The 19,526-nt window shown below is 46.1% G+C and carries 17 protein-coding genes and 2 tRNA genes; 12 read left to right on the top strand and 7 right to left on the bottom strand.

The window, feature by feature from the left end:
- Positions 1 to 66 precede the first annotated feature (66 nt).
- The 5 genes from QTO06_RS20915 to QTO06_RS20895 all read left to right on the top strand — a co-directional run bounded on the left by QTO06_RS20915 (position 67) and on the right by QTO06_RS20895 (position 2,693).
- Positions 67 to 143: transfer RNA gene (locus tag QTO06_RS20915), tRNA-Asp, on the top strand.
- A 35-nt stretch (positions 144 to 178) separates the two neighbouring features.
- Positions 179 to 255, top strand: a tRNA-Trp gene (locus QTO06_RS20910).
- 609 nt (positions 256 to 864) lie between these two features.
- Positions 865 to 1,197 carry a DUF1904 domain-containing protein gene (locus QTO06_RS20905; RefSeq protein WP_054824419.1) on the top strand — a complete coding sequence of 111 codons (333 nt, stop codon included), beginning with the start codon at positions 865 to 867 and terminating at the stop codon, positions 1,195 to 1,197.
- A 12-nt stretch (positions 1,198 to 1,209) separates the two neighbouring features.
- The gene (gene mepA / locus QTO06_RS20900; protein WP_331409649.1) at positions 1,210 to 2,046 is read left to right on the top strand and encodes a penicillin-insensitive murein endopeptidase; all 837 of its coding nucleotides are present in this window, start codon (positions 1,210 to 1,212) and stop codon (positions 2,044 to 2,046) included.
- 338 nt (positions 2,047 to 2,384) lie between these two features.
- Positions 2,385 to 2,693, top strand: a complete 309-nt coding sequence (locus tag QTO06_RS20895; RefSeq protein ID WP_331409647.1) for a hypothetical protein — start codon at positions 2,385 to 2,387, stop codon at positions 2,691 to 2,693.
- A gap of 41 nt (positions 2,694 to 2,734) precedes the next feature.
- Here QTO06_RS20895 and QTO06_RS20890 read toward each other — a convergent pair whose 3' ends face one another.
- From QTO06_RS20890 to rdgC, 3 genes are all read right to left on the bottom strand, one after another.
- Positions 2,735 to 2,989 carry a YfhL family 4Fe-4S dicluster ferredoxin gene (locus tag QTO06_RS20890; protein ID WP_005445273.1) on the bottom strand — a complete coding sequence of 85 codons (255 nt, stop codon included), beginning with the start codon at positions 2,987 to 2,989 and terminating at the stop codon, positions 2,735 to 2,737.
- Between the two features lie 2 nt (positions 2,990 to 2,991).
- Positions 2,992 to 4,392, bottom strand: a complete 1,401-nt coding sequence (gene trhP, locus QTO06_RS20885) for a prephenate-dependent tRNA uridine(34) hydroxylase TrhP (RefSeq protein ID WP_005440369.1) — start codon at positions 4,390 to 4,392, stop codon at positions 2,992 to 2,994.
- 166 nt (positions 4,393 to 4,558) lie between these two features.
- Positions 4,559 to 5,473 (bottom strand): recombination-associated protein RdgC, encoded by a 915-nt coding sequence (rdgC, locus tag QTO06_RS20880; protein ID WP_331409646.1) that lies wholly within the window; start codon positions 5,471 to 5,473, stop codon positions 4,559 to 4,561.
- 224 nt (positions 5,474 to 5,697) lie between these two features.
- On the opposite strand from rdgC, the gene phoB reads away from it, so the two are divergent.
- Genes phoB through QTO06_RS20865 form a run of 3 tightly spaced genes read left to right on the top strand, consistent with a single transcriptional unit; the run spans position 5,698 to position 8,691 of the window.
- Positions 5,698 to 6,387 (top strand): phosphate regulon transcriptional regulator PhoB, encoded by a 690-nt coding sequence (phoB, locus tag QTO06_RS20875; protein WP_005424836.1) that lies wholly within the window; start codon positions 5,698 to 5,700, stop codon positions 6,385 to 6,387.
- Between the two features lie 40 nt (positions 6,388 to 6,427).
- On the top strand, positions 6,428 to 7,726 hold the full coding sequence (gene phoR / locus QTO06_RS20870; protein WP_239970122.1) for a phosphate regulon sensor histidine kinase PhoR: 1,299 nt from the start codon (positions 6,428 to 6,430) through the stop codon (positions 7,724 to 7,726).
- Complete coding sequence (locus QTO06_RS20865; protein WP_331409644.1) at positions 7,726 to 8,691, top strand: PstS family phosphate ABC transporter substrate-binding protein; 966 nt, start codon at positions 7,726 to 7,728, stop codon at positions 8,689 to 8,691. The genes phoR and QTO06_RS20865 overlap by 1 nt, the downstream gene beginning before the upstream one ends.
- Positions 8,692 to 8,725: 34 nt before the next feature.
- Here the strand turns inward: QTO06_RS20865 and ppx are convergent, their stop codons facing one another.
- Together ppx and ppk1 are read right to left on the bottom strand one after the other, a co-directional pair.
- Entirely contained in the window at positions 8,726 to 10,231 is a 1,506-nt protein-coding gene (gene ppx / locus QTO06_RS20860) for an exopolyphosphatase (RefSeq protein WP_331409642.1), read from the bottom strand.
- Entirely contained in the window at positions 10,215 to 12,305 is a 2,091-nt protein-coding gene (gene ppk1, locus QTO06_RS20855) for a polyphosphate kinase 1 (protein ID WP_331409641.1), read from the bottom strand. The genes ppx and ppk1 overlap by 17 nt, the downstream gene beginning before the upstream one ends.
- A 211-nt stretch (positions 12,306 to 12,516) precedes the next feature.
- Between ppk1 and QTO06_RS20850 the strand changes: the two genes are divergently transcribed.
- Genes QTO06_RS20850 through phoU form a run of 4 tightly spaced genes read left to right on the top strand, consistent with a single transcriptional unit; the run spans position 12,517 to position 17,973 of the window.
- Complete coding sequence (locus QTO06_RS20850) at positions 12,517 to 14,721, top strand: ABC transporter permease subunit (RefSeq protein WP_331409640.1); 2,205 nt, start codon at positions 12,517 to 12,519, stop codon at positions 14,719 to 14,721.
- 27 nt (positions 14,722 to 14,748) lie between these two features.
- Positions 14,749 to 16,422 (top strand): phosphate ABC transporter permease PstA, encoded by a 1,674-nt coding sequence (gene pstA / locus QTO06_RS20845; RefSeq protein WP_331409639.1) that lies wholly within the window; start codon positions 14,749 to 14,751, stop codon positions 16,420 to 16,422.
- 2 nt (positions 16,423 to 16,424) lie between these two features.
- Positions 16,425 to 17,243 (top strand): phosphate ABC transporter ATP-binding protein PstB, encoded by an 819-nt coding sequence (gene pstB / locus QTO06_RS20840; protein ID WP_005424834.1) that lies wholly within the window; start codon positions 16,425 to 16,427, stop codon positions 17,241 to 17,243.
- Between the two features lie 31 nt (positions 17,244 to 17,274).
- Positions 17,275 to 17,973 carry a phosphate signaling complex protein PhoU gene (gene phoU / locus QTO06_RS20835; protein ID WP_045370355.1) on the top strand — a complete coding sequence of 233 codons (699 nt, stop codon included), beginning with the start codon at positions 17,275 to 17,277 and terminating at the stop codon, positions 17,971 to 17,973.
- Between the two features lie 2 nt (positions 17,974 to 17,975).
- On the opposite strand, the gene QTO06_RS20830 is transcribed toward phoU, so the two are convergent.
- Both QTO06_RS20830 and QTO06_RS20825 read right to left on the bottom strand, forming a co-directional pair.
- Complete coding sequence (locus QTO06_RS20830) at positions 17,976 to 18,452, bottom strand: hypothetical protein (protein WP_331409638.1); 477 nt, start codon at positions 18,450 to 18,452, stop codon at positions 17,976 to 17,978.
- A 133-nt stretch (positions 18,453 to 18,585) separates the two neighbouring features.
- A complete protein-coding gene (locus QTO06_RS20825) occupies positions 18,586 to 19,518 on the bottom strand; it encodes a LysR family transcriptional regulator (RefSeq protein WP_331409637.1) in 933 nt (310 codons plus the stop codon).
- Between the last annotated feature and the right edge of the window lie 8 nt (positions 19,519 to 19,526).

Genomic DNA, 19,526 nt, shown 5'->3' with positions numbered 1-19,526 from the left:
GGGCTTCCCCATGTGAGAGTAGGACATCGCCAGGCTTTAAATTTAGACTTTATGTCTAACCAGTGCGGAGCGGTAGTTCAGTTGGTTAGAATACCGGCCTGTCACGCCGGGGGTCGCGGGTTCGAGTCCCGTCCGCTCCGCCACTTATTCGAGAGTCGTCTCATTAAACACGAACAACAGGGGTGTAGCTCCAATTGGCAGAGCAGCGGATTCCAAATCCGCGTGTTGGGAGTTCGAATCTCTCCACCCCTGCCATATTTAAGGCTCTAGTCGAAAGACTAGAGCCTTTTTCGTATATGAAGGAAAGAGTACCAGTCTAGCTGGAAGAGTAGCAGATTCCCCTAATGCCTAAATAGTGCGTGTTGGGAGCTGAGCCGCCAGCCCGCTTGGTAGCAAGCCATATCGAATCTCCGGAGTGCCGGTCCAATCCACCCCTGCATATTTAAAGCTCCAGCAGAAACGCTAGAGCCTTTTTCGTATTTGTATCTCAAGACCAAAGCAACGAATCTCTCTGATACTCAAAACAGCGCGTGTTGGGATCTGGGGTGCCAGCTCAGTCGAACCTCTGGAACGTCAGGTCCACCTCTGTCATATATTAAGCCTCAGACTACGCGTTCCGGCAGCAATGCTAGGGCTTTGTCGTTTCTGCGACCTTTTCAAATTTCTCTCTGAGAAAAGGTGTTTAAAGTATTTGAAGTGCAGGCTGCTCCTTAGGCCTATAAGTCATCTTTTCTCAAGTAACCTAGCAACAGTTGCGTGCTTTAAGGTTTTTAGGCTTATGCATGCCTGCAAGCTCTCAGCGTGATAAGAGAGCGAGTTCCTGTTATTATCGGCGCTGAATTCTAATAATTAGGAAGCAAGTCTATGCCACATCTTCGATTTAGAGCCGTTGAGCCTCAGGCGGTTCAAGCGCTATCAAAACCTCTTACCGATGAACTGCAACCATTAATGGATTGTCCTCGTGAAGATTTCACTTTCGAATACATCTACAGTACATTTTTTAGCGAAGGTGAAGTAAGTGCTGCTTACCCTTTTGTTGAGGTGTTGTGGTTTGACCGTGGGCAAGAGACTCAGAACAAAGTGGCTAAAGCGATTACTGAGCAAGTTCGTGGTATTGTCGGTGAAGATATCGATGTTGCGGTAATTTTCTCTGCACTCTCTCCTAAAGGCTACTATGATAATGGTGACCACTATTAAGGAATGAGCGTGATGAAGCTGAGTCTTTCTTTTTGTTTAAGTTTTCTATTCTCAGCTTCTCTTTATGCTACTCCGTGGGAGCAGGTCTCTGGTCCCACAAATAACACATCCTCCTCTATCGGCAGTTATGCTAATGGCTGTTTAGATGGTGCTTCTCCTCTCCCGCTTGATGGTATTGGTTATCAGGTTTTACGCAGTAAAACGAAGCGTTACTATGGGCACCCTCACACGATTAGCTTTGTTGAAGAGTTAGCGAAAAAAGCCAATCGAGATCTGAATACCACGTTACTTATTGGGGACTTATCCCTAGCTCGCGGTGGACGTTTTTCTTCGGGCCACTCTAGTCATCAAACAGGCTTAGATATTGATATTTGGCTGCGCTTGGCTGATGAACCGCTTTCTTACAATGAGCTTCAACTTCCGAAACCCATGAGTGTCGTCGATCTTAAAAAATACAAGATTCTAGAGCACCGTTGGGAAGATAGGCACTTTGAACTGTTTCGAAGTGCAGCGAAGAGTCAGGATGTTGCTCGTATCTTTGTTCATCCAGTGATTAAAGAGCAGTTATGTAAGCAAGAAGGTGAGAAAGACCGAAACTGGTTACGTAAGGTTCGCCCTTGGTGGGGACATCATTACCACTTCCACGTGAGATTAACTTGCCCTGAGTCGAGCTCTAATTGCGTTAACCAAGCGCCGCCACCTGCAGGAGATGGCTGTGGAGCTGAGTTAGCAAGTTGGAAGCCGAAAGCAACACCTCCTCCTGTGACAAAAAAAACGAAGGTAACGCCTAAACTGAAGAAGAAAAAGATACTGCCAGCACAATGCCAGCCGCTTATTACGCAGAAATAAGTGGCGAGTCCTACCAAGGAAATACCAAAGATGCTTTCTCTGGATCTCTATTATGAAACTGGAGAAAGATCATACTTTTGTCTACAGTGAATAATACCAGTACAAAAACTGACCTTTTGGTTTTTTGTGACATATTATAGAAATCTCATATAAACAAAGAGTTGCATGGTTTTTAAGTGTGGTAGCAATTCAATATTAAGAAAGATCTTTTCGTCGCGATTCTCTGATTTCTTAACAATATGTCTGTTGGTTGGTGAAGGACAAACGACAACGCAGACAAGTGTATTGAGATGGGTAAGGAGGCTTTTCCCCATCGAGAGTTAATCAAGGATAAAACCATGACTATGATTTGTGCAAAAGAGTTTGCAGAGTGGTTAAGACACAGATTTAGCAGTGATACTAAAGGAGTCTTTTTGACTCGAGAGGATGTTAATCACCTGACAGGACGTCAGCGTCTTGACCCGGGATTTGTTAATGATGTGCATTACGAACTAATGCAATATGGGATGGCTTTCGTTACGGATACGAGTCGAGAGAATTTCTATTTGATACCTGTCTCACAAGCTGAAAATTGGCGTGAAAGGCTAGAGTATCATTTCGAGAAAGAGCTCTTCTGCAACATTATTCCTATCGAGAAATCAGGTTAAAAAAAGGTTCAACTTTGAGCGCAAAGTTGAACCTCTTTCAATTACGCTAGCCCTTGAATAATCACGAACTTCTCTAGCAATTGCTCTTCAGTCTCGACATGATTTGGGTCGGTAATAATGCACTTCGTAATTGGACACACCGACTGACATGTTGGTTTTTCGTAGTGACCTTTACACTCTGTGCATAGAGCAGGGTCAATTTCGAAAATGCTGTCACCCATAGTAATTGCACCATTAGGGCACTCAGGGTCACACATGTCGCAGTTGATGCACTTATCGGTAATAAGTAGTGCCATGATTACTTACCAGTTGGGTTACGGGTATCCTGACCTGCATTTAAGTTACGCATCAACAGACCGTATTCCAGATCCATGTCTTCTGGAACCGGGATAAATACAAAGTGGCCGTTACCTTTTGCGTCTTCAATTGATTCTGACTTACGGTTTTCCATAGCTTCTAGCGTGAAGATTACGTTGCCTTTTGGCGTCATTAACTCAAGGCTGTCACCAACGATGAACTTGTTCTTCACTTCAACTTCTGCCATGTCACCGCGACGTTTGCCAGTGAATTCACCAACAAATTGTTGTGCGTCAGATACAGAGTAACCGTAATCGTAGTTCTGGTAGCTGTCGTGAGTGTGACGACGTAGGAAACCTTCTGTGTAGCCACGGTGAGCTAGGCTTTCTAGCGTACCCATTAGGCTCTCATCGAATGGACGACCAGCAACTGCGTCATCAATCGCTTTGCGGTAAACCTGAGCAGTACGTGCACAGTAGTAGAATGACTTGGTACGGCCCTCGATCTTCAATGAGTGAACACCCATCTTAGTTAGACGTTCTACGTGTTGGATTGCACGCAGGTCTTTCGAGTTCATGATGTAAGTACCGTGCTCGTCTTCGAACGCCGCCATTTTTTCTTCTGGACGGTGACTTTCAGAAAGCAATACCACTTCGTCAGTTGGTTTGCCGCGACCGATAGTGGTTTCTGGGCGTTCGTCTGCGACTTCGATTGCTTGAGCTTCGTTTGGATCGAACGCTTCAACAATTTGACCGGCGTCGTTTTCTTTACCTTCTTCGACTTTATATTCCCAACGGCATGCGTTAGTGCAAGTACCTTGGTTAGGGTCACGCTTATTGATGTAACCGGACAGTAGGCAGCGACCAGAGTAAGCCATGCATAGAGCACCGTGAACGAAAACTTCTAATTCAGTTTCAGGACAATGCTCGCGAATTTCTTCGATTTCTTCTAGAGAAAGCTCACGAGAAACGATCACACGCTCAACACCGTTAGCAGCCCAGAATTTCACAGTTGCCCAGTTTACTGCGTTTGCCTGTACAGACAGGTGAATTGGCATTTCTGGGAACGCTTCGCGAACCATCATGATGAGACCTGGATCAGACATGATAAGTGCGTCTGGACCCATTTCTACCACTGGTTTAAGGTCACGGATGAAAGTTTTAAGCTTAGAGTTGTGCGGTTGGATGTTGCATACCACGTAAAGCTTTTTGCCTAGGGCATGCGCTTCGTTGATACCGATTTGTAGGTTTTCGTGGTTGAACTCGTTGTTACGTACGCGAAGGCTGTAGCGAGGTTGACCAGCGTATACTGCATCTGCGCCGTAGGCGAATGCGTAACGCATGTTTTTAAGGCTACCTGCTGGAGATAGTAGCTCTGGTACGAATGCTTTCTCTGTTGTCATTGCTCAATTCTCTTAATATCTGATCACAAGTCAGGCCAATTCCACCTCATGGAAATGGGGCGCAAATTTTACGTCAAAATGTGACCTGTGACTAGGAGAATTATGGTTTGGATAAACAAACGCCCTCAAAAAAAGTGAGGGCGTTATGGTTAATCTTTGTACGAAATTAAGCGTTAGGGGTTGGCAGACCACCCAATGCTTCGTATAGATTTGGTAGGAAAGCGCTGAATTCGCCACACATTAGAGAGAAGTCTGCGTCGAAGCGAGCAGCTTGATCTTCGCGTGGGATATCATCGTTTTGGTCTTTTAGTTCATCAGAGAACTTCAGACGTTTGATGCCAGAATCTTCTGCCATGATGAATTCGATACGATCTTGCCAGTTCAGTGCTAGCTTAGTCACCACTTTGTCTGCTGCGATGTGGTTACGGATTTCATCGGTTGTCAGTTCTTGCTTCTTACAACGAATCACACCACCTTCTTCTAGTACAGACTTAAGCTCTGCTTCATCCATCATTGTGATGCCTTGTGGTGTTTCACCTGTTTTCACCCATTCAGTCAGGGTCGTTTCGATCGCAACTTCAGGGGTTGCTGGTACAACAGGTAGGCTACCCATTGTTTTACGCAATAGTGCTAATACGTCTTCTGCTTTTTTGTAGCTGCTTGCATCAACAAGGATGAAGCCTTCTTTTGGCATGATCAGTACGTAAGTGTGGCTGCTGCGGCTAAATGCACGAGGCAGCAGATCCATTACGATGTCATCTTTCAGGTTGTCTTTCTCTTTCTTTTTAAGAGGGCGACCTTCCTGTGCTTCCATTGCTTCTACTTTCGCGTTTAGTGAATCTTTGATCACTGAAGCTGGCAGCATTTTCTCTTCTTTCTTAGCGCAAATCAGAATGCGGTTTTCAGAAACGTGCGTCATCATGTCGCCATTTCTACCCATCGCGCTAACCCAGCCAAACTTTTGTTTATCTTGGCTGCCACAAGGGGTGAATCGGAACTCGGCTAGTTGAGTTTCCAGTTGATCGGCGTTGAAGTTAACCTCGCGGTTAACGCGGTATACCAGACAGTTTTTAAACCACATAAATCTTCTCTAGGCTTGATGACAAGGGACTAATCATAGGGAATTTTCCCGGCGTTGTCCTAATTGAATTGAAAAAGATCATGATGAATCTCAAAAGAAAGTTATATGAAAATTTGTTTTCAAAGGTCACAAAAGTGTCATAATTGGTAGTAATAATGCTTATGCATAGAGGGGCGCTTTGTCCTTTAAATTCATTAGCTCAACTAACATAAGGTTATTCAATTATGTCTAGAAGGATTCTGGTTGTTGAAGACGAAGCTCCGATTCGCGAAATGCTATGCTTCGTGCTTGAACAGAAAGGTTATCAAGCAGTAGAAGCAGAAGATTACGACTCTGCGGTAACCAAACTGGCTGAACCCTTCCCAGATTTAGTGCTACTAGACTGGATGCTACCAGGTGGCAGTGGTATTAACTTCATCAAACACATGAAGCGCGAAGAGTTAACTCGCAATATTCCCGTTGTGATGCTGACCGCTCGTGGTGAAGAAGAAGACAAAGTGCGCGGCTTAGAAGTTGGCGCGGATGACTACATCACCAAACCCTTTTCACCAAAAGAGTTGGTTGCTCGTCTTAAAGCCGTTATTCGTCGCGTAACACCGACTGCTCTTGAAGATGTGATTGATGTACAAGGTCTGAAGTTGGACCCTGTTTCTCACCGCGTGACTGCAAATGATGAAGCAGTAGATATGGGACCAACTGAGTTCAAAATGCTGCACTTCTTTATGACGCACCAAGAGCGCGTTTACAGTCGTGAACAACTGCTAAACAACGTTTGGGGGACCAACGTGTATGTTGAAGACCGTACCGTTGACGTACACATTCGTCGCTTGCGTAAAGCGCTTGAGGCGGCAGGTCACGACAAACTCATCCAAACTGTTCGTGGCGCAGGATACCGTTTCTCGACGAAGGCATAACATCGCTAGCAGCTTATCAATACCATTTCTGGAGTAATGAGTGGTTGAAAGATTGACTTGGAAAAAGCTGGCCTGGGAGCTGGCTTTTTTTTACACCCCTTGGGTGATAATAGGTTGGATATTCGGTTATATGCCGTGGTTGCTTTTGGCGGCCACGGCTTTGCAGCTTGTATGGCATTTGCATAATCAGGTGCGCTTGTCGGCTTGGCTGTGGGATGAAAAGCGTCTTACGCCACCGTCAGGTAGTGGCAACTGGGAATCGTTATTCAACGGTTTATACCGATTGCAACAACGTCAGCGTCGTAAGCGTAAAGAGCTTACCAATTTGATTCGCCGTTTCCGTAATGGTGCTGAATCGCTGCCGGATGCGGTGGTGGTGTTTCGTGCTGAAGGTAACATTGTGTGGTGTAACAAGCTCGCGCAGCACCTTTTGGGTTTCCACTGGCCGGAAGATTCTGGGCAACCTATTTCTAACCTCATCCGTACTCCAGATTTTATTAAGTACATCAACAAGCAAGACTTCTCTGAGCCGCTAGAAATGCGCTCACCATTGAACGTTGAACGTATGTTAGAGCTGCGTATCGTGCCTTACACCGAAGGGGAACACTTGATGGTGGTGCGTGATGTGAGCCAACTTAAACAGCTTGAAGGTATGCGTCGTAACTTCTTCGCCAACGTATCTCATGAACTTCGTACACCGATGACGGTACTGCAAGGCTATCTTGAGATGACAGAAGATCCAGATATGATTGTTGGTCCAATGTGGACGAAAGCGCATGGGGTGATGACAGAGCAGCTCAACCGCATGAACAGCTTGGTTAATCAGCTTCTGACGCTGTCTAAGATTGAAGCGGCACCAATGCATGAGTTGGAAGATGTGGTCAATGTCCCTAGCATGTTAGAAGTGCTAGAGAAGGAAGCGGTAAGCCTAAGTGGTGATGATCAACATCAGTTGAAGTTCGACGTGGATTCTAGTCTGCGCGTGCTCGGCGATGATGACCAACTGCGTAGTGCGATCTCTAACTTGGTGTACAACGCGGTGAAATACACTCCATCTGGTGCACATATAAACGTTCGTTGGTATCAAACCGCACAAGGCGCTTGTCTAGAGGTTGAAGACAGTGGTGATGGTATTGAACCACAACACTTACACCGATTGACGGAGCGTTTCTATCGAGTTGATAAAGCTCGCTCACGCGATACCGGCGGCAGTGGTCTAGGCTTAGCTATCGTTAAGCATGCGTTGAGCCATCATGACTCTCATCTCGAAATTTACAGTGAAGTTGGTGTCGGCAGTAAGTTCTCCTTCATCTTACCAAGTCGTTTGGTGGTGAAGTAATGAGTGTCGTATCCAAAGCAATTAAGAAAATCACTCTAGCCACGTTAGTGCTTTCCAGCGTGGCTATTGCACAAGATAAACCGTTGCCGAATTATCAAAAGACGACTGGCATAGCCGGTAACTTATTGTCTGTCGGCTCAGATACGTTAGCAGGCATGACTACGCTTTGGGTGGAAGAGTTTAAATCTATCTACCCGAACATTAATGCTCAGGTACAAGCGTCTGGCTCATCGACTGCGCCACCGGCGTTAACAGAACAAACTGCGCAATTCGGTCCAATGAGTCGCTCAATGCGTATGCGTGAGATCGAAGCATTTGAGCGGGTGCATGGTTACAAACCAACGGCGCTTCGTGTTGCGATTGATGCGATTGGTATTTTTGTGCACCAAGATAACCCGATCAAAGGGCTTAATTTCCATCAGTTGGATGCGATGTTTTCCGCGACTTTACGCTGCGGCGAAAGTGAGTTCATCACCAACTGGCGTGAGTTAGGCATCAAAACTGAGTGGGCAAAACGTAACTTGCAGCTGTTTGGTCGTAACTCAGTATCAGGTACGTACGGTTATTTTAAAAGTAATGCCTTGTGTGGCGGTGATTTTAAAACTCGTGTGAACGAGCAACCGGGATCGGCGTCAGTGGTGCAGTCTGTGGCATCAACGATCAGTGGTGTAGGTTATTCAGGCGTAGGCTATCGCGTGGCGGGTGTTCGTTTAGTCCCAATTGCGAAAGCAGGCACAGATTACGTTAGGCCTGTGCGTGAAAATATCATCTCAGGTAAGTACCCACTATCACGCTACCTCTATGTATACGTGAATAAACATCCGGACTATCCGTTAAGCCCAATTGAAGCTGAATTCATTCGCTTTATGTTCTCAGCTCAAGGACAAGCGCTAGTTGCGAAAGACGGTTATGTTCCCATTACTGCCGATTTCGCTGCAGAGGAATTAAAAAAGGTCGGTTTATAAGCCGACCTTTTTCTTTATCTCATTGAGTTCGTAGTTAGAAGTTCAATGTCCATCCTGCGCTTTCCCAGCGTTGCTGCTCTTCCTGCAAATCTGCATCGAGCAGTTTGTTATTCTCCAACCAATCTTCCTCTGCGCAGGTAAGTACCCACTTATTTTCTTGTATCGACAGCGTCAGCTCTGGCAGTGGATCGTCGTTACGCTGACCGTTGACCACAATAGCTAGACGCAGAATCTTAATTAAGTTGATGATGTCACTCTCTTTGTAGAGATTGAACTCTGGGAGCTCACTCAGCTTAAGGGATTTACGTTGGAAGCGAGCTAAGGTCGCCAATACCAATTGCTGTTCGCGGTTAAAGCCCGGTAAGTTGGAGTGCAGCAGAATGTAGAATGAGTGACGATGGAAGCCGCGCAGACTGATGCTCAAGCCAACTTCATGCAGCAAAGCCGCCCATTCCAGTAAATCAAACAACTCACTCTTTTTCTTGATACCAAGTTCAGCACGAACATTTCTCAGCATCTCCCTTGCATGACCTTTTACGCGTGCCGCGTGTTCAATATCAACGCGATGTTGTTTTGCTAGGTTTTCTGTGGTGCGCATACGAATATCAGAACGAGCGAAGCGCTCTTCCATCTCGTAGAGCAAGCCCTCACGCAACGCACCATCCGAGAAGAACATCTGGTTGATTTTTAGTGATTGGAAGATGGCAGATAAAATGGCTACACCTGCGGCAAAGACTGGCTTACGCTCGTCACTAAGACCAACAAGCTCGATATCATCAATGGAACCAAACTCGCATAGCGTGTCGATAAGCTTGCCCAAACGCTTATTGGTGATCAGCCCGTCCTCATGACCTAAACCAATCAAGACTTCGCGAATCGCTTTAATCGTACCTGAAGAGCCGAGGGCAATATCCCAGCCTTTCTTGCGGTATTTTGCAGCAATGGACTCCATGCGCTGCTCTGCGGCGAGAATCGCTTTGCTGAAGTTCTTGCGCGACAGTTTGCCATTATTGAAGAACTGCTCGGTAAAGCTCACACAGCCCATTTGCTTACTGTTGAGAAGCTCTGGCTCAAACTCTTGACCAATGATCATCTCGGTACTGCCGCCACCAATATCGACGACCAACTTGGAGTTAGATTCTGCTTGGGTGTGCGCGACGCCGAGATAGATGAGGCGAGCTTCTTCTTCGCCCGGAATGATTTCAATTGGGAAAGGCAGCACCTCTTTGGCTCGTTTGATAAAGAGGTGGGCATTGTTAGCTCGCCTTAAAGTGTGGGTGGCTGCAATTCTAACGTTTGAAGCTTCAAAGCCTTGCAAGCGTTCGGCGAACATCGCGAGGCACTCAAGACCTCGCTCCATCGCAGCATGGCTTAGGTTTAGCTCTGAATCGAGTCCGGCAGCTAAGCGCACTCGCTGCTTATGGCGGCTGACTAATTGCAGGTCACTTCCAACAACTTTCGCCACCACCATATGGAAGCTGTTCGACCCAAGGTCAATGGCTGCAATATGGCGTACATCTTGTTCAAGTATTTGAGGCATCTGCTTTTTGTTTTCTTGTTTGCTTCTCTATATTTTTAAGATAGTCGTAGATGGCAACTTGTGAGCGAACTTTTTTACGATTACCTCGCGGTACGTAGCTGTTGCTCATCTCTTTATCTATCAAACGAGCCTTTACTGTATCGGTAAAGTGAATGTTAGTTATATCAATAATTCGCTGTTTCAAACGTGGATCACGAACCGGAGCGGCAACTTCAATACGATGATCGATATTTCGCGTCATCCAGTCCGCTGATGAGATATAAACCTGCGGGTCGCCATCATTATGGGTGATCACGACACGAGGGTGCTCAAGGAAGCGGTCAACAATACTGATGATACGAATGTTCTCGCTCACGCCTTCAATACCCGGTACGAGAGAACACATACCGCGGATAATCATATTGATTTTCACCCCGGCATTGCTCGCCCCATAGAGTTTATTGACGATGCCTTTGTCGACCAAGTTATTCACTTTGATCGTCAGTGCTGCTTTCTTGGCGGCTTTTGCGTTGGCAATCTCCCCATCAATCAGACGGTAGAGCTGTTTACGCGAATTGCGTGGTGAAACGATGAGATGATTAAACCTGACTGGGCGATATGGATTCTCGATATAACCAAAGACGTTACGGACTTCATTGGTAATTTCCTGATCTGCGGTTAGCAGAGCAAAGTCGGTGTAGATACGTGCGGTTTTCTCGTGGAAGTTACCTGTTCCTATATGCGCGTAACGTACGATTTCACCTTCTTCGCGGCGGCTAATCAGGAGCAGTTTTGAGTGAATTTTCAAACCCGGCGCACCAAAGATAACGTGTACGCCCGCATCGGTGAGAACCTTTGACCACTCGATATTGGCTTCTTCATCGAATCGGGCTTGCAGTTCCACCACCACAGTTACGCTTTTGCCATTGTGTACCGCATCGATCAATGAGTTCATCAAGCGCGAATCTTTGGCTACGCGGTAGATATTAATCTTAACTGCCAATACTTTAGGATCGAAGGAAGCTTGGCGAACCAGTTCAGAGATGTGATCGAAGGTGTGATAAGGGTAGTAAAGCAAAATGTCTTTGGCTTTGATCGCATCGAAACTGTTGGCGTAGCCTTCGAAGTCGGCACACTTCATCGGTGGCATGGGCTTGTTTTCTAAGTACTCACGACCAACATTTGGGAATCCAATGAAGTCTTTAAAGTTGTGGTAACGACCACCGGGAATCAAGCTGTCGTAGTTGGATATTTGCAGTTTGCTGCACAAGAAATCGAGCATCTCTTGCGGCATTTCACGCTCGTAAACAAAGCGCACAGGCATAGCAGTTAAGCGTTGGTTTACCCCTTCAGACATCTGTTCGAGTAAGCTGTATTCGATCTCTAGGCGCAAATCGTATTCGGCATCGCGGGTCATCTTCATCGCGTAGCCATTTAGTTCGTCATAATCGAAGAAGCCTTTAAACAGCTCATCCAGACAGTAACGGATGATGTTGTCGAGCAGAATGATGGTCTTGCGGCGCTTGCCTTTTTGCTCCGGTACCATAACGAAGCGAGGAAGGTGGTCAGTTGGGATTTCGAGTAAAGCGTATTGGGAATGATCGTCTTTGCGCAGATCAACGGTGATGTAGGCGTATTCGTCTTTAAGAAACTGCAACACATCGATGTCATCTTTAATCAACAAGGGGGTGATGTGTGGCATGACTTCTTTGCGAAAGTACTTGGTGATCCAGCGTTTCTGCGTGTCATCCAGCTGGTTTTCGTTAACCAAGAAAATGCGGCGTCGTGCCATCTCGCGGATCAAATCACCGTACAGTTCGTCAAATTGTTCGTTAAGCTTCAATGCTTTGGTTTGCATCTTAGTTAACAAGTGCTTAGAGTTATCGCTTCCACCTCGTTCTTGGCTGATCAAGATCCGACGCTTTACGTCTGCAAAGCGTACCTTGTAGAACTCATCTAAGTTATTGGAAAAGATCCCTAGAAAGCGAATACGTTCGATTAAAGGGACAGTTTTATCGGCGGCTTCTTGCAGTACTCTTTCATTGAAAGACAACCAACTAAGTTCTTTTTCTATATAGAGTTTTTCTGCGCTCATAACCTTACCTAGCCTAAAATGAAGTAAATCCGCACTCATCTGTGGGATAAAAAAGATGAGCCTGAACACTATGAGGTTTACGTTACAGTTTTATTTCATAACACGGCCTGCATAAGAGTTGTATTCTTTTCAGTTGTTTAATGTGATCTGTAATATAATTGTCATCTTAACGACATATTCTAGTACTAAGTCAAAAAGGGTAGAGAGATCAATGGCACAAGCCGAGTTTTCATTGCAGGAAAAAGATAAAAAACGATTGATCAAAGATCGTTTGGTTCGTTTTGCAGTGACATCAGGTGGTGTAGGCGTTCTTGCTGCTCTTGTGTTGATCTTCGTTTACCTTGCGATGGTGATCATTCCTCTGTTTTCTGATGCAGAGATCGAAACCAATTACGCCGCTCGTGCAACCCAAAGCGGGAAGCCACTCGCAATTTCCGTTGATGATTACTCCCAAATCGGTTTGGTTTTAACCCAATCCGGTGAAGTGCGTTTTCTACCTCTTGATGATTCTAGCAAGCCCGCGCTTTACACTCAGCAGATAGCTAATAACCCAGTGGCATTTTCTCAGTCTGCACCAGGACTAGGTTGGTATGGTTTAGTCGATGGCCAAGGTAAAGCGCACATCTTCAAGCCGGAGTTTAACGCGACGCTGCGCGAAAACACTCGTCCACCAGAAGTGGTGCCGTTTAGAACCTCAATGGACATGCAACTGACAGATGCATCTGATCCAGTTAAGACATTTGTTTTTAGTACTTCCACACAAGCTCCAACCCTTGTTTGGCAAACACAAAGCGGCGTACTAAAAGCACGTTGGCAAGTCCCTCAACTATTAGATGCATCACCTGTTACCCATGATTACACTTTCTCTTCAGGTTTTGATGCGCCAGACCAAATGTTGCTGACGCCAGATGGTAATAACCTTTATTTGCGACATGGATCAGAGTTGATTGTCTTGGTGAAAGGTGACAATAAATTCTCAGTGCGCGAGGTTATCGATCTGACTCAGGGTGATAAAAAGCACTCAGTGAGAACGATGGATTTGCTGGCTGGGGCGTATTCTTTGCTCGTTACGCATAACGATGGTCGTGTATCGCAATGGTTTGATACGTTGCAGGGCGACAAGCGTACTTTGACTCACATTCGCGACTTTAAGTTGGCGTCTGAGCTGAAGTATTTACTTCCCGATTCACACCGCAAAGGTTTCTACAGCTTTTACACCAATGGTACTTTGCAAAGCCACTACACCACCAGTGAGAAATTGGTACTGTTTAAGCGTGCCTATAAACAAGCGCCAGCGATGGCTGCAATGTCGAATAATGAGCGCTATCTGATTACATGGCAAAACGACAAACTGACGGTCGCATTTGTTGATAACCCATATCCAGAAGTCTCTCTGTCCTCCTTGTGGCAGAAGGTTTGGTATGAAGGTTACCCAGAGCCCGAATTTGTGTGGCAATCCACCTCAGCCAGTGACGATTTTGAAGCGAAGTTCAGCATAGTGCCAATTGCGTTTGGTACCATCAAAGCGGCGATGTTCGCGATGCTGTTTTCGGTACCACTGGCAGTTTTAGGCGCAATTTATACCGCCTACTTTATGTCGCCACGTATGCGTCGTGTGGTGAAGCCATCAATCGAGTTAATGGAAGCTTTGCCTACGGTTATCATTGGTTTCCTTGCCGGGCTCTGGTTCGCTCCGATTGTGGAAGACCATCTAATTACCGTTGTGGTGATGCTGTTTGTTTTGCCTTTGAGCACTATGGTGATGGGCGGCCTATGGGCACTGATCCCACAACCGATACGTAATCGCCTGCCAAACGGGTGGCATGCTTTGGTCTTAATGCCTTTGATTTTGCTACTGATCGGTTTGGGTGTGTGGGTATCACCAATGCTAGAGCAAGCTTTCTTTGGTGGGGACATGCGTTTGTTCCTGACGGACCATGGCATTGGCTTTGACCAACGTAACGCGCTGGTGGTTGGCTTGGCGATGGGCTTTGCGGTTATTCCAACAATTTTTACCATTGCAGAAGATGCGATTTTCTCTGTACCTAAGCACTTATCGGATGGCTCATTAGCGTTGGGTGCGACGCCATGGCAAACCCTGATTTATGTGGTCCTGCTAACAGCCAGTCCGGGGATCTTCTCCGCAATCATGATGGGACTGGGGCGTGCTGTGGGCGAAACCATGATTGTATTAATGGCGACGGGTAATACGCCATTAATGGATTGGAACGTACTAGAAGGCTTGCGTAGCTTGTCGGCGACCATTGCGGTTGAATTGCCAGAATCGGAAGTAGGCAGTTCGCACTACCGATTGTTGTTCCTATCGGCATTAATTTTGTTTGTCTTCACCTTTGCGGTGAACGCCTTGGCGGAATGGGTTCGTCAAAGACTAAGAGATAAATATCGTGCGTTGTAATCAGTTAACGAAAGAGCGAGTAATAGCGTGTTAAATTGGATTCGTTCTGGCGCACCTTGGATTTGGTTAACCGGGGGAGCGGTAAGCATCAGTCTGCTTTCTGTCCTCGGTTTATTGCTATTGATTGGCTGGAAGGGGCTGACTTACTTCTGGCCTGCGCCACTTTATCAATGGAATGTTGCTGCGCTGACTCCGGTGCAGGGCGAAGTGCTGCATGAAAACTCGATTCTGGTTGGTCAGGTTTACGAGCGCAGTTTTGTGCCAAGAAGTTACCTACCAGAAGAAGCGGCGAATAAACTCGCGGATGACGAAGAATTTGCGACACGTTTGAACATCAAAATTGCCAACCGTGAGTTGTATCCAGCTGACTTTATCTCGGTTCTGAAAATGCAGTTGGATGAGCCGACGACACCCGGTGAATGGGCGGTGATTGAACGCAGCAGCGGTGGCTACTTCTTCGGTAAGTTTGTTGCTTTTCAAGATGGCGAAACGCGCTATGAAAACAACATTCCAGCGCTTTTGGACCAGAAGCTCGATGATGCAGAAACCTTGCACCATGAAATTGATATGCTGGTGGATGATCAAGTAAAAGACTTAGGTTGGAAGCTAGAACAACTTCGCTTAGACAAGCGCAAGCATGAGCTTAATGACACCATCACTGAAGAGTTTTTGGCAAATAGCAGCCAACGCAAAGCAGAAATTGAAGCAGAGTTAGCCAAGCTAGACATGCAACTTGACGGGTTGCGCCTAGGCTTCTCTGATTATGCTCTCATTGTTGAAGACATGACTGGGACTCAAGTTTCGATTCCATTAGAAGACATTTTGGACTACTGGTACCCAAACCAAATGTCATTGCCTGAAAAGGTTGCCCATTGGGGGAAACAGGTTTGGAAGTTCTTATCCGAAGACCCTCGTGAGTCGAACTCAGAAGGTGGTGTTTTCCCCGCGATTTTCGGTACGGTTTTCTTGGTAATCATCATGTCGATCATCGTGATGCCATTAGGTGTGGTTGCGGCGATCTATTTGCATGAATACGCCAAGAATAATGCTCTAACTCGGGTGATCCGTATTGCCGTGATTAACCTTGCAGGTGTTCCTTCTATTGTTTACGGCGTATTTGGTTTGGGCTTCTTCGTTTATACCATTGGTGCCTCAATCGATAACCTGTTTTATGCCGAGCGATTACCCGCTCCAACCTTTGGTACGCCGGGCTTGTTGTGGTCCGCATTGACGCTAGCGGTCTTGACTCTACCAGTGGTGATTGTCACCACGGAAGAAGGTTTAACCCGTATCCCAAGCTCTGTTCGTCATGGTTCGCTAGCCTTGGGTGCAACGCAGTTCGAAACGCTTTGGCGAGTGGTTTTGCCTATGGCAACCCCTGCGATAATCACTGGTTTGATTCTCGCAATTGCTCGCGCTGCGGGTGAGGTAGCACCCTTGATGCTGGTGGGGGTCGTGAAGTTAGCTTCGAGCTTACCGGTGGATGGGCAATTCCCTTACGTGCACTTAGACAGAAAGTTTATGCACCTAGGCTTCCACATTTACGATGTTGGATTCCAGACCTCGAATATCGAAGCTGCGCGTCCGTTGGTTTACGCGACTTCCTTCTTACTCGTGACGGTTATTGTCGGACTAAACTTAACAGCAATCAGTATTCGTAATAATCTGCGAGAGAAATACCGAACTTTAGGACAAGATTAAGCATGTTTAACTTTGATAATACATTGGGTTATGAGCCACCATTGGATGTGCATAACCTGACGGATGAACAAACGGCTATCTCGATCGAGAACCTTAATCTTTTCTATGGTCAGGCTCAGGCGCTGCACGACATTTCCATGCGTATTCCGAAAGGGCGCGTAACAGCATTCATCGGGCCGTCAGGTTGTGGTAAATCCACATTGCTGCGCTGTATCAACCGCATGAACGATTTAGTCGAAGGTTGTAAGGTGACGGGAAAAGTGCGTTTGCACGGTAAGAATGTGTACAACCCAAGTGTGGATGTTGCCACACTGCGCCGCCGAGTAGGTATGGTGTTTCAGCGCCCAAACCCATTCCCTAAGTCGATTTACGAAAACGTGGTTTACGGTCTGCGTTTACAAGGTGTGAAGAACAGTCGTATGTTGGACGATGCGGTCGAGCGTTCACTGCGTTCTGCGGCATTATGGGACGAAGTAAAAGATCGTCTACATGAAAATGCATTTGGACTTTCTGGTGGCCAGCAGCAGCGTTTGGTGATTGCTCGCGCCGTCGCGATTGAACCTGAAGTACTATTATTGGATGAACCAACATCGGCTTTGGATCCAATCTCAACTTTAACTATTGAAGAGCTTATCAACGAGCTCAAGACTCAATATACTGTGGTTATCGTTACCCATAACATGCAACAAGCGGCGCGCGTCAGTGACCACACGGCATTCATTCATATGGGTAAACTGATTGAATACTCGGATGCGGATTCGATCTTCACCTCTCCAATGAAGAAACAAACCGAAGATTACATTACCGGTCGTTACGGCTAAGCCGCGACCTTTCAAGGATTAAAGGAAAGCCATGCACTTTGGACGTCACATCTCAGGACAATTTAACGTAGAGCTAGAATCGATTCGTACCCATGTACTCACCATGGGAGGCTTGGTAGAACAGCAGTTGTCGTATGCTATTCAAGCCTTGCACAAAGAAGACATCGAACTAGCGCGTAAAGTTGTGCGTGATGATCACAAAGTTAATGCGATGGAAGTGTCGATTGATGACGCTTGTACTCGCATCATCGCTAAGCGTCAGCCTACGGCAAAAGATTTACGCTTAATCATGGCGATCATTAAGACCATCACAGATCTTGAGCGCATTGGTGATGTTGCAACGCGTATTGCCTATGTGGCGATTGAAAGCCCGTCATCGCAAGAGCGTCAATTCCAAGTCTCATTAGAGCCTTTATGTCGTCAAGCGATCCAAATGCTGCACCAAGTGCTCGATGCGTTTGCGCGTATGGACGTAGAAGCAGCGGCAGAAGTACACAAGCTTGATGATAAGTTGGATTCGGAATATGAAGCGGTGATTCGTCAGTTGATGACTTACATGATGGAAGATCCGAAAAACATTCCACATATTCTGCAAGTGATGTGGTCAGCGCGTGCCATTGAACGCGTAGGTGATCGATGCCAGAACATTTGTGAATACATTATCTACTTCGTGAAAGGGAAAGATGTACGCCACCTTGGCGATCAAAGCATTGATGACGTACTGAAGTAACCTTATAAGCGCAGACCAAAACCCACAGAGAAGTTGATGGCCGTATCGGTAAACGTGTGGGTTTTGTCGTCTTTAAAGATATCCAAATCCGCCCCTGCTCTGACTGAGAGAATCGGATTTACCTGATACACATAAGCACCACCGATACTCAATCCTGTTGTATCTCTTCTTTCCTCTCTATAAGTGCCATCATAACTGGCTATACCAAGGCTGGCTTGAAATCCCATTTGTGGCTGGTGGTCAAACATGTGTTGAAAACCAACGCGATAGGCATCGATAGTTTCGTCAAAGTTTCCACTGGTGTAGGTCACTCGTGAGTAATTAAAATAGAGCGCGTCAAAGCCAGCGACGTCATTAGTGCCAAGCTGAATACCAGCACCGCGAAATGAGCCAACTTTCACTTCTGGAGAAATAAATAACCCGGATGCGTTTATCGATAAAGGTATAAAGAGTGTGAGTAAAGGGAGGATCTTTTTCATATAACGTCTCAAGGGATCTACTACGAAGCTTCCTTGCCGAGGTAAGCTGAACTCCTTTCAGTTAGCTTGCTAGAAACAATCTTATTGAGAAGTTGTGTTTATGCCTAAATAGCTATCGTTATCTGGGTGATAATTAAATCTTATCAGTCTGTTGTTTTAGGCCTTGCTGTATAAGCCCTACTAACCACTGAAGGAGAGGGTTATTTCGGTTTCGAATATGCATATGAGCGTGAATAGACTTCATTTGTGGTTGCCCATCAATCGTGACGTCAACGGCTCGTAATCCCGGGAATTGCTCAACTGGAAGTAAATTGGAGTGAGGTAAATACATGTCGGTGTGTTTGACGACATCAAGTATTGCAGAGACCATTTCTGAGCGAAAGCCAATGCTGTGTTCAACGCCCATTTCGGTAAGAAGCTCAGACGCGTAACTGAACTTGTCGTTCCATCCTGGCGAAATCAAAGAAGCAATTGGGTATCCGCCAAGATCATGTGGTTCAACATGAGGTTTGGTGATTGGGTGATCTTCACGGACAAAAATACGCCCTTTCAAATCCAGTAGCTTCGGCGTGTAGATCTCTTTATTGGTTAGAAGTAACTCGTAATTTACTCCCATCAGTGTTTCACCTTTCAAGATCTCATCAACCGTGCTGTTCGACCAACCAACTAATTCAAGTTGAGCGTTAGGGGCTAACGCTCTCATTTGTTCGAAGAGGAAACCGGGCAAGCAAGTCATTGTGATTGGCGCCAGTGCAATTCGGATTTTGTTGTCCACTTCAGCAGGATCAAATTGATGAGAACGATTAACCGCAGCCGCTAAACCATCGAGATGGGGAGTAATATCATTGGCAAGAGATTCGGCGAACGGTATCGGTTCAAGACCTGTTTTCACTTTCACAAACAGCTCGTCATCGAAGTGATTACGTAGCTTTTGTAGCGCTTGACTGATGGCGGGTTGAGAGACAAACAAGCGCTGAGAAGCTTTACGCATGTTTTTCTCTTGCATCAAAACCATAAAGGTTTTGAGCAGATTTAGGTCAAGGGTATGAAACAGGTCTTTCGCCATGGTACATC

It is taken from the genome of Vibrio sp. M260121, assembly GCF_036533715.1.
Lineage (GTDB): Bacteria > Pseudomonadota > Gammaproteobacteria > Enterobacterales > Vibrionaceae > Vibrio.
This window is presented reverse-complemented; position numbering and strand designations above follow the sequence as displayed.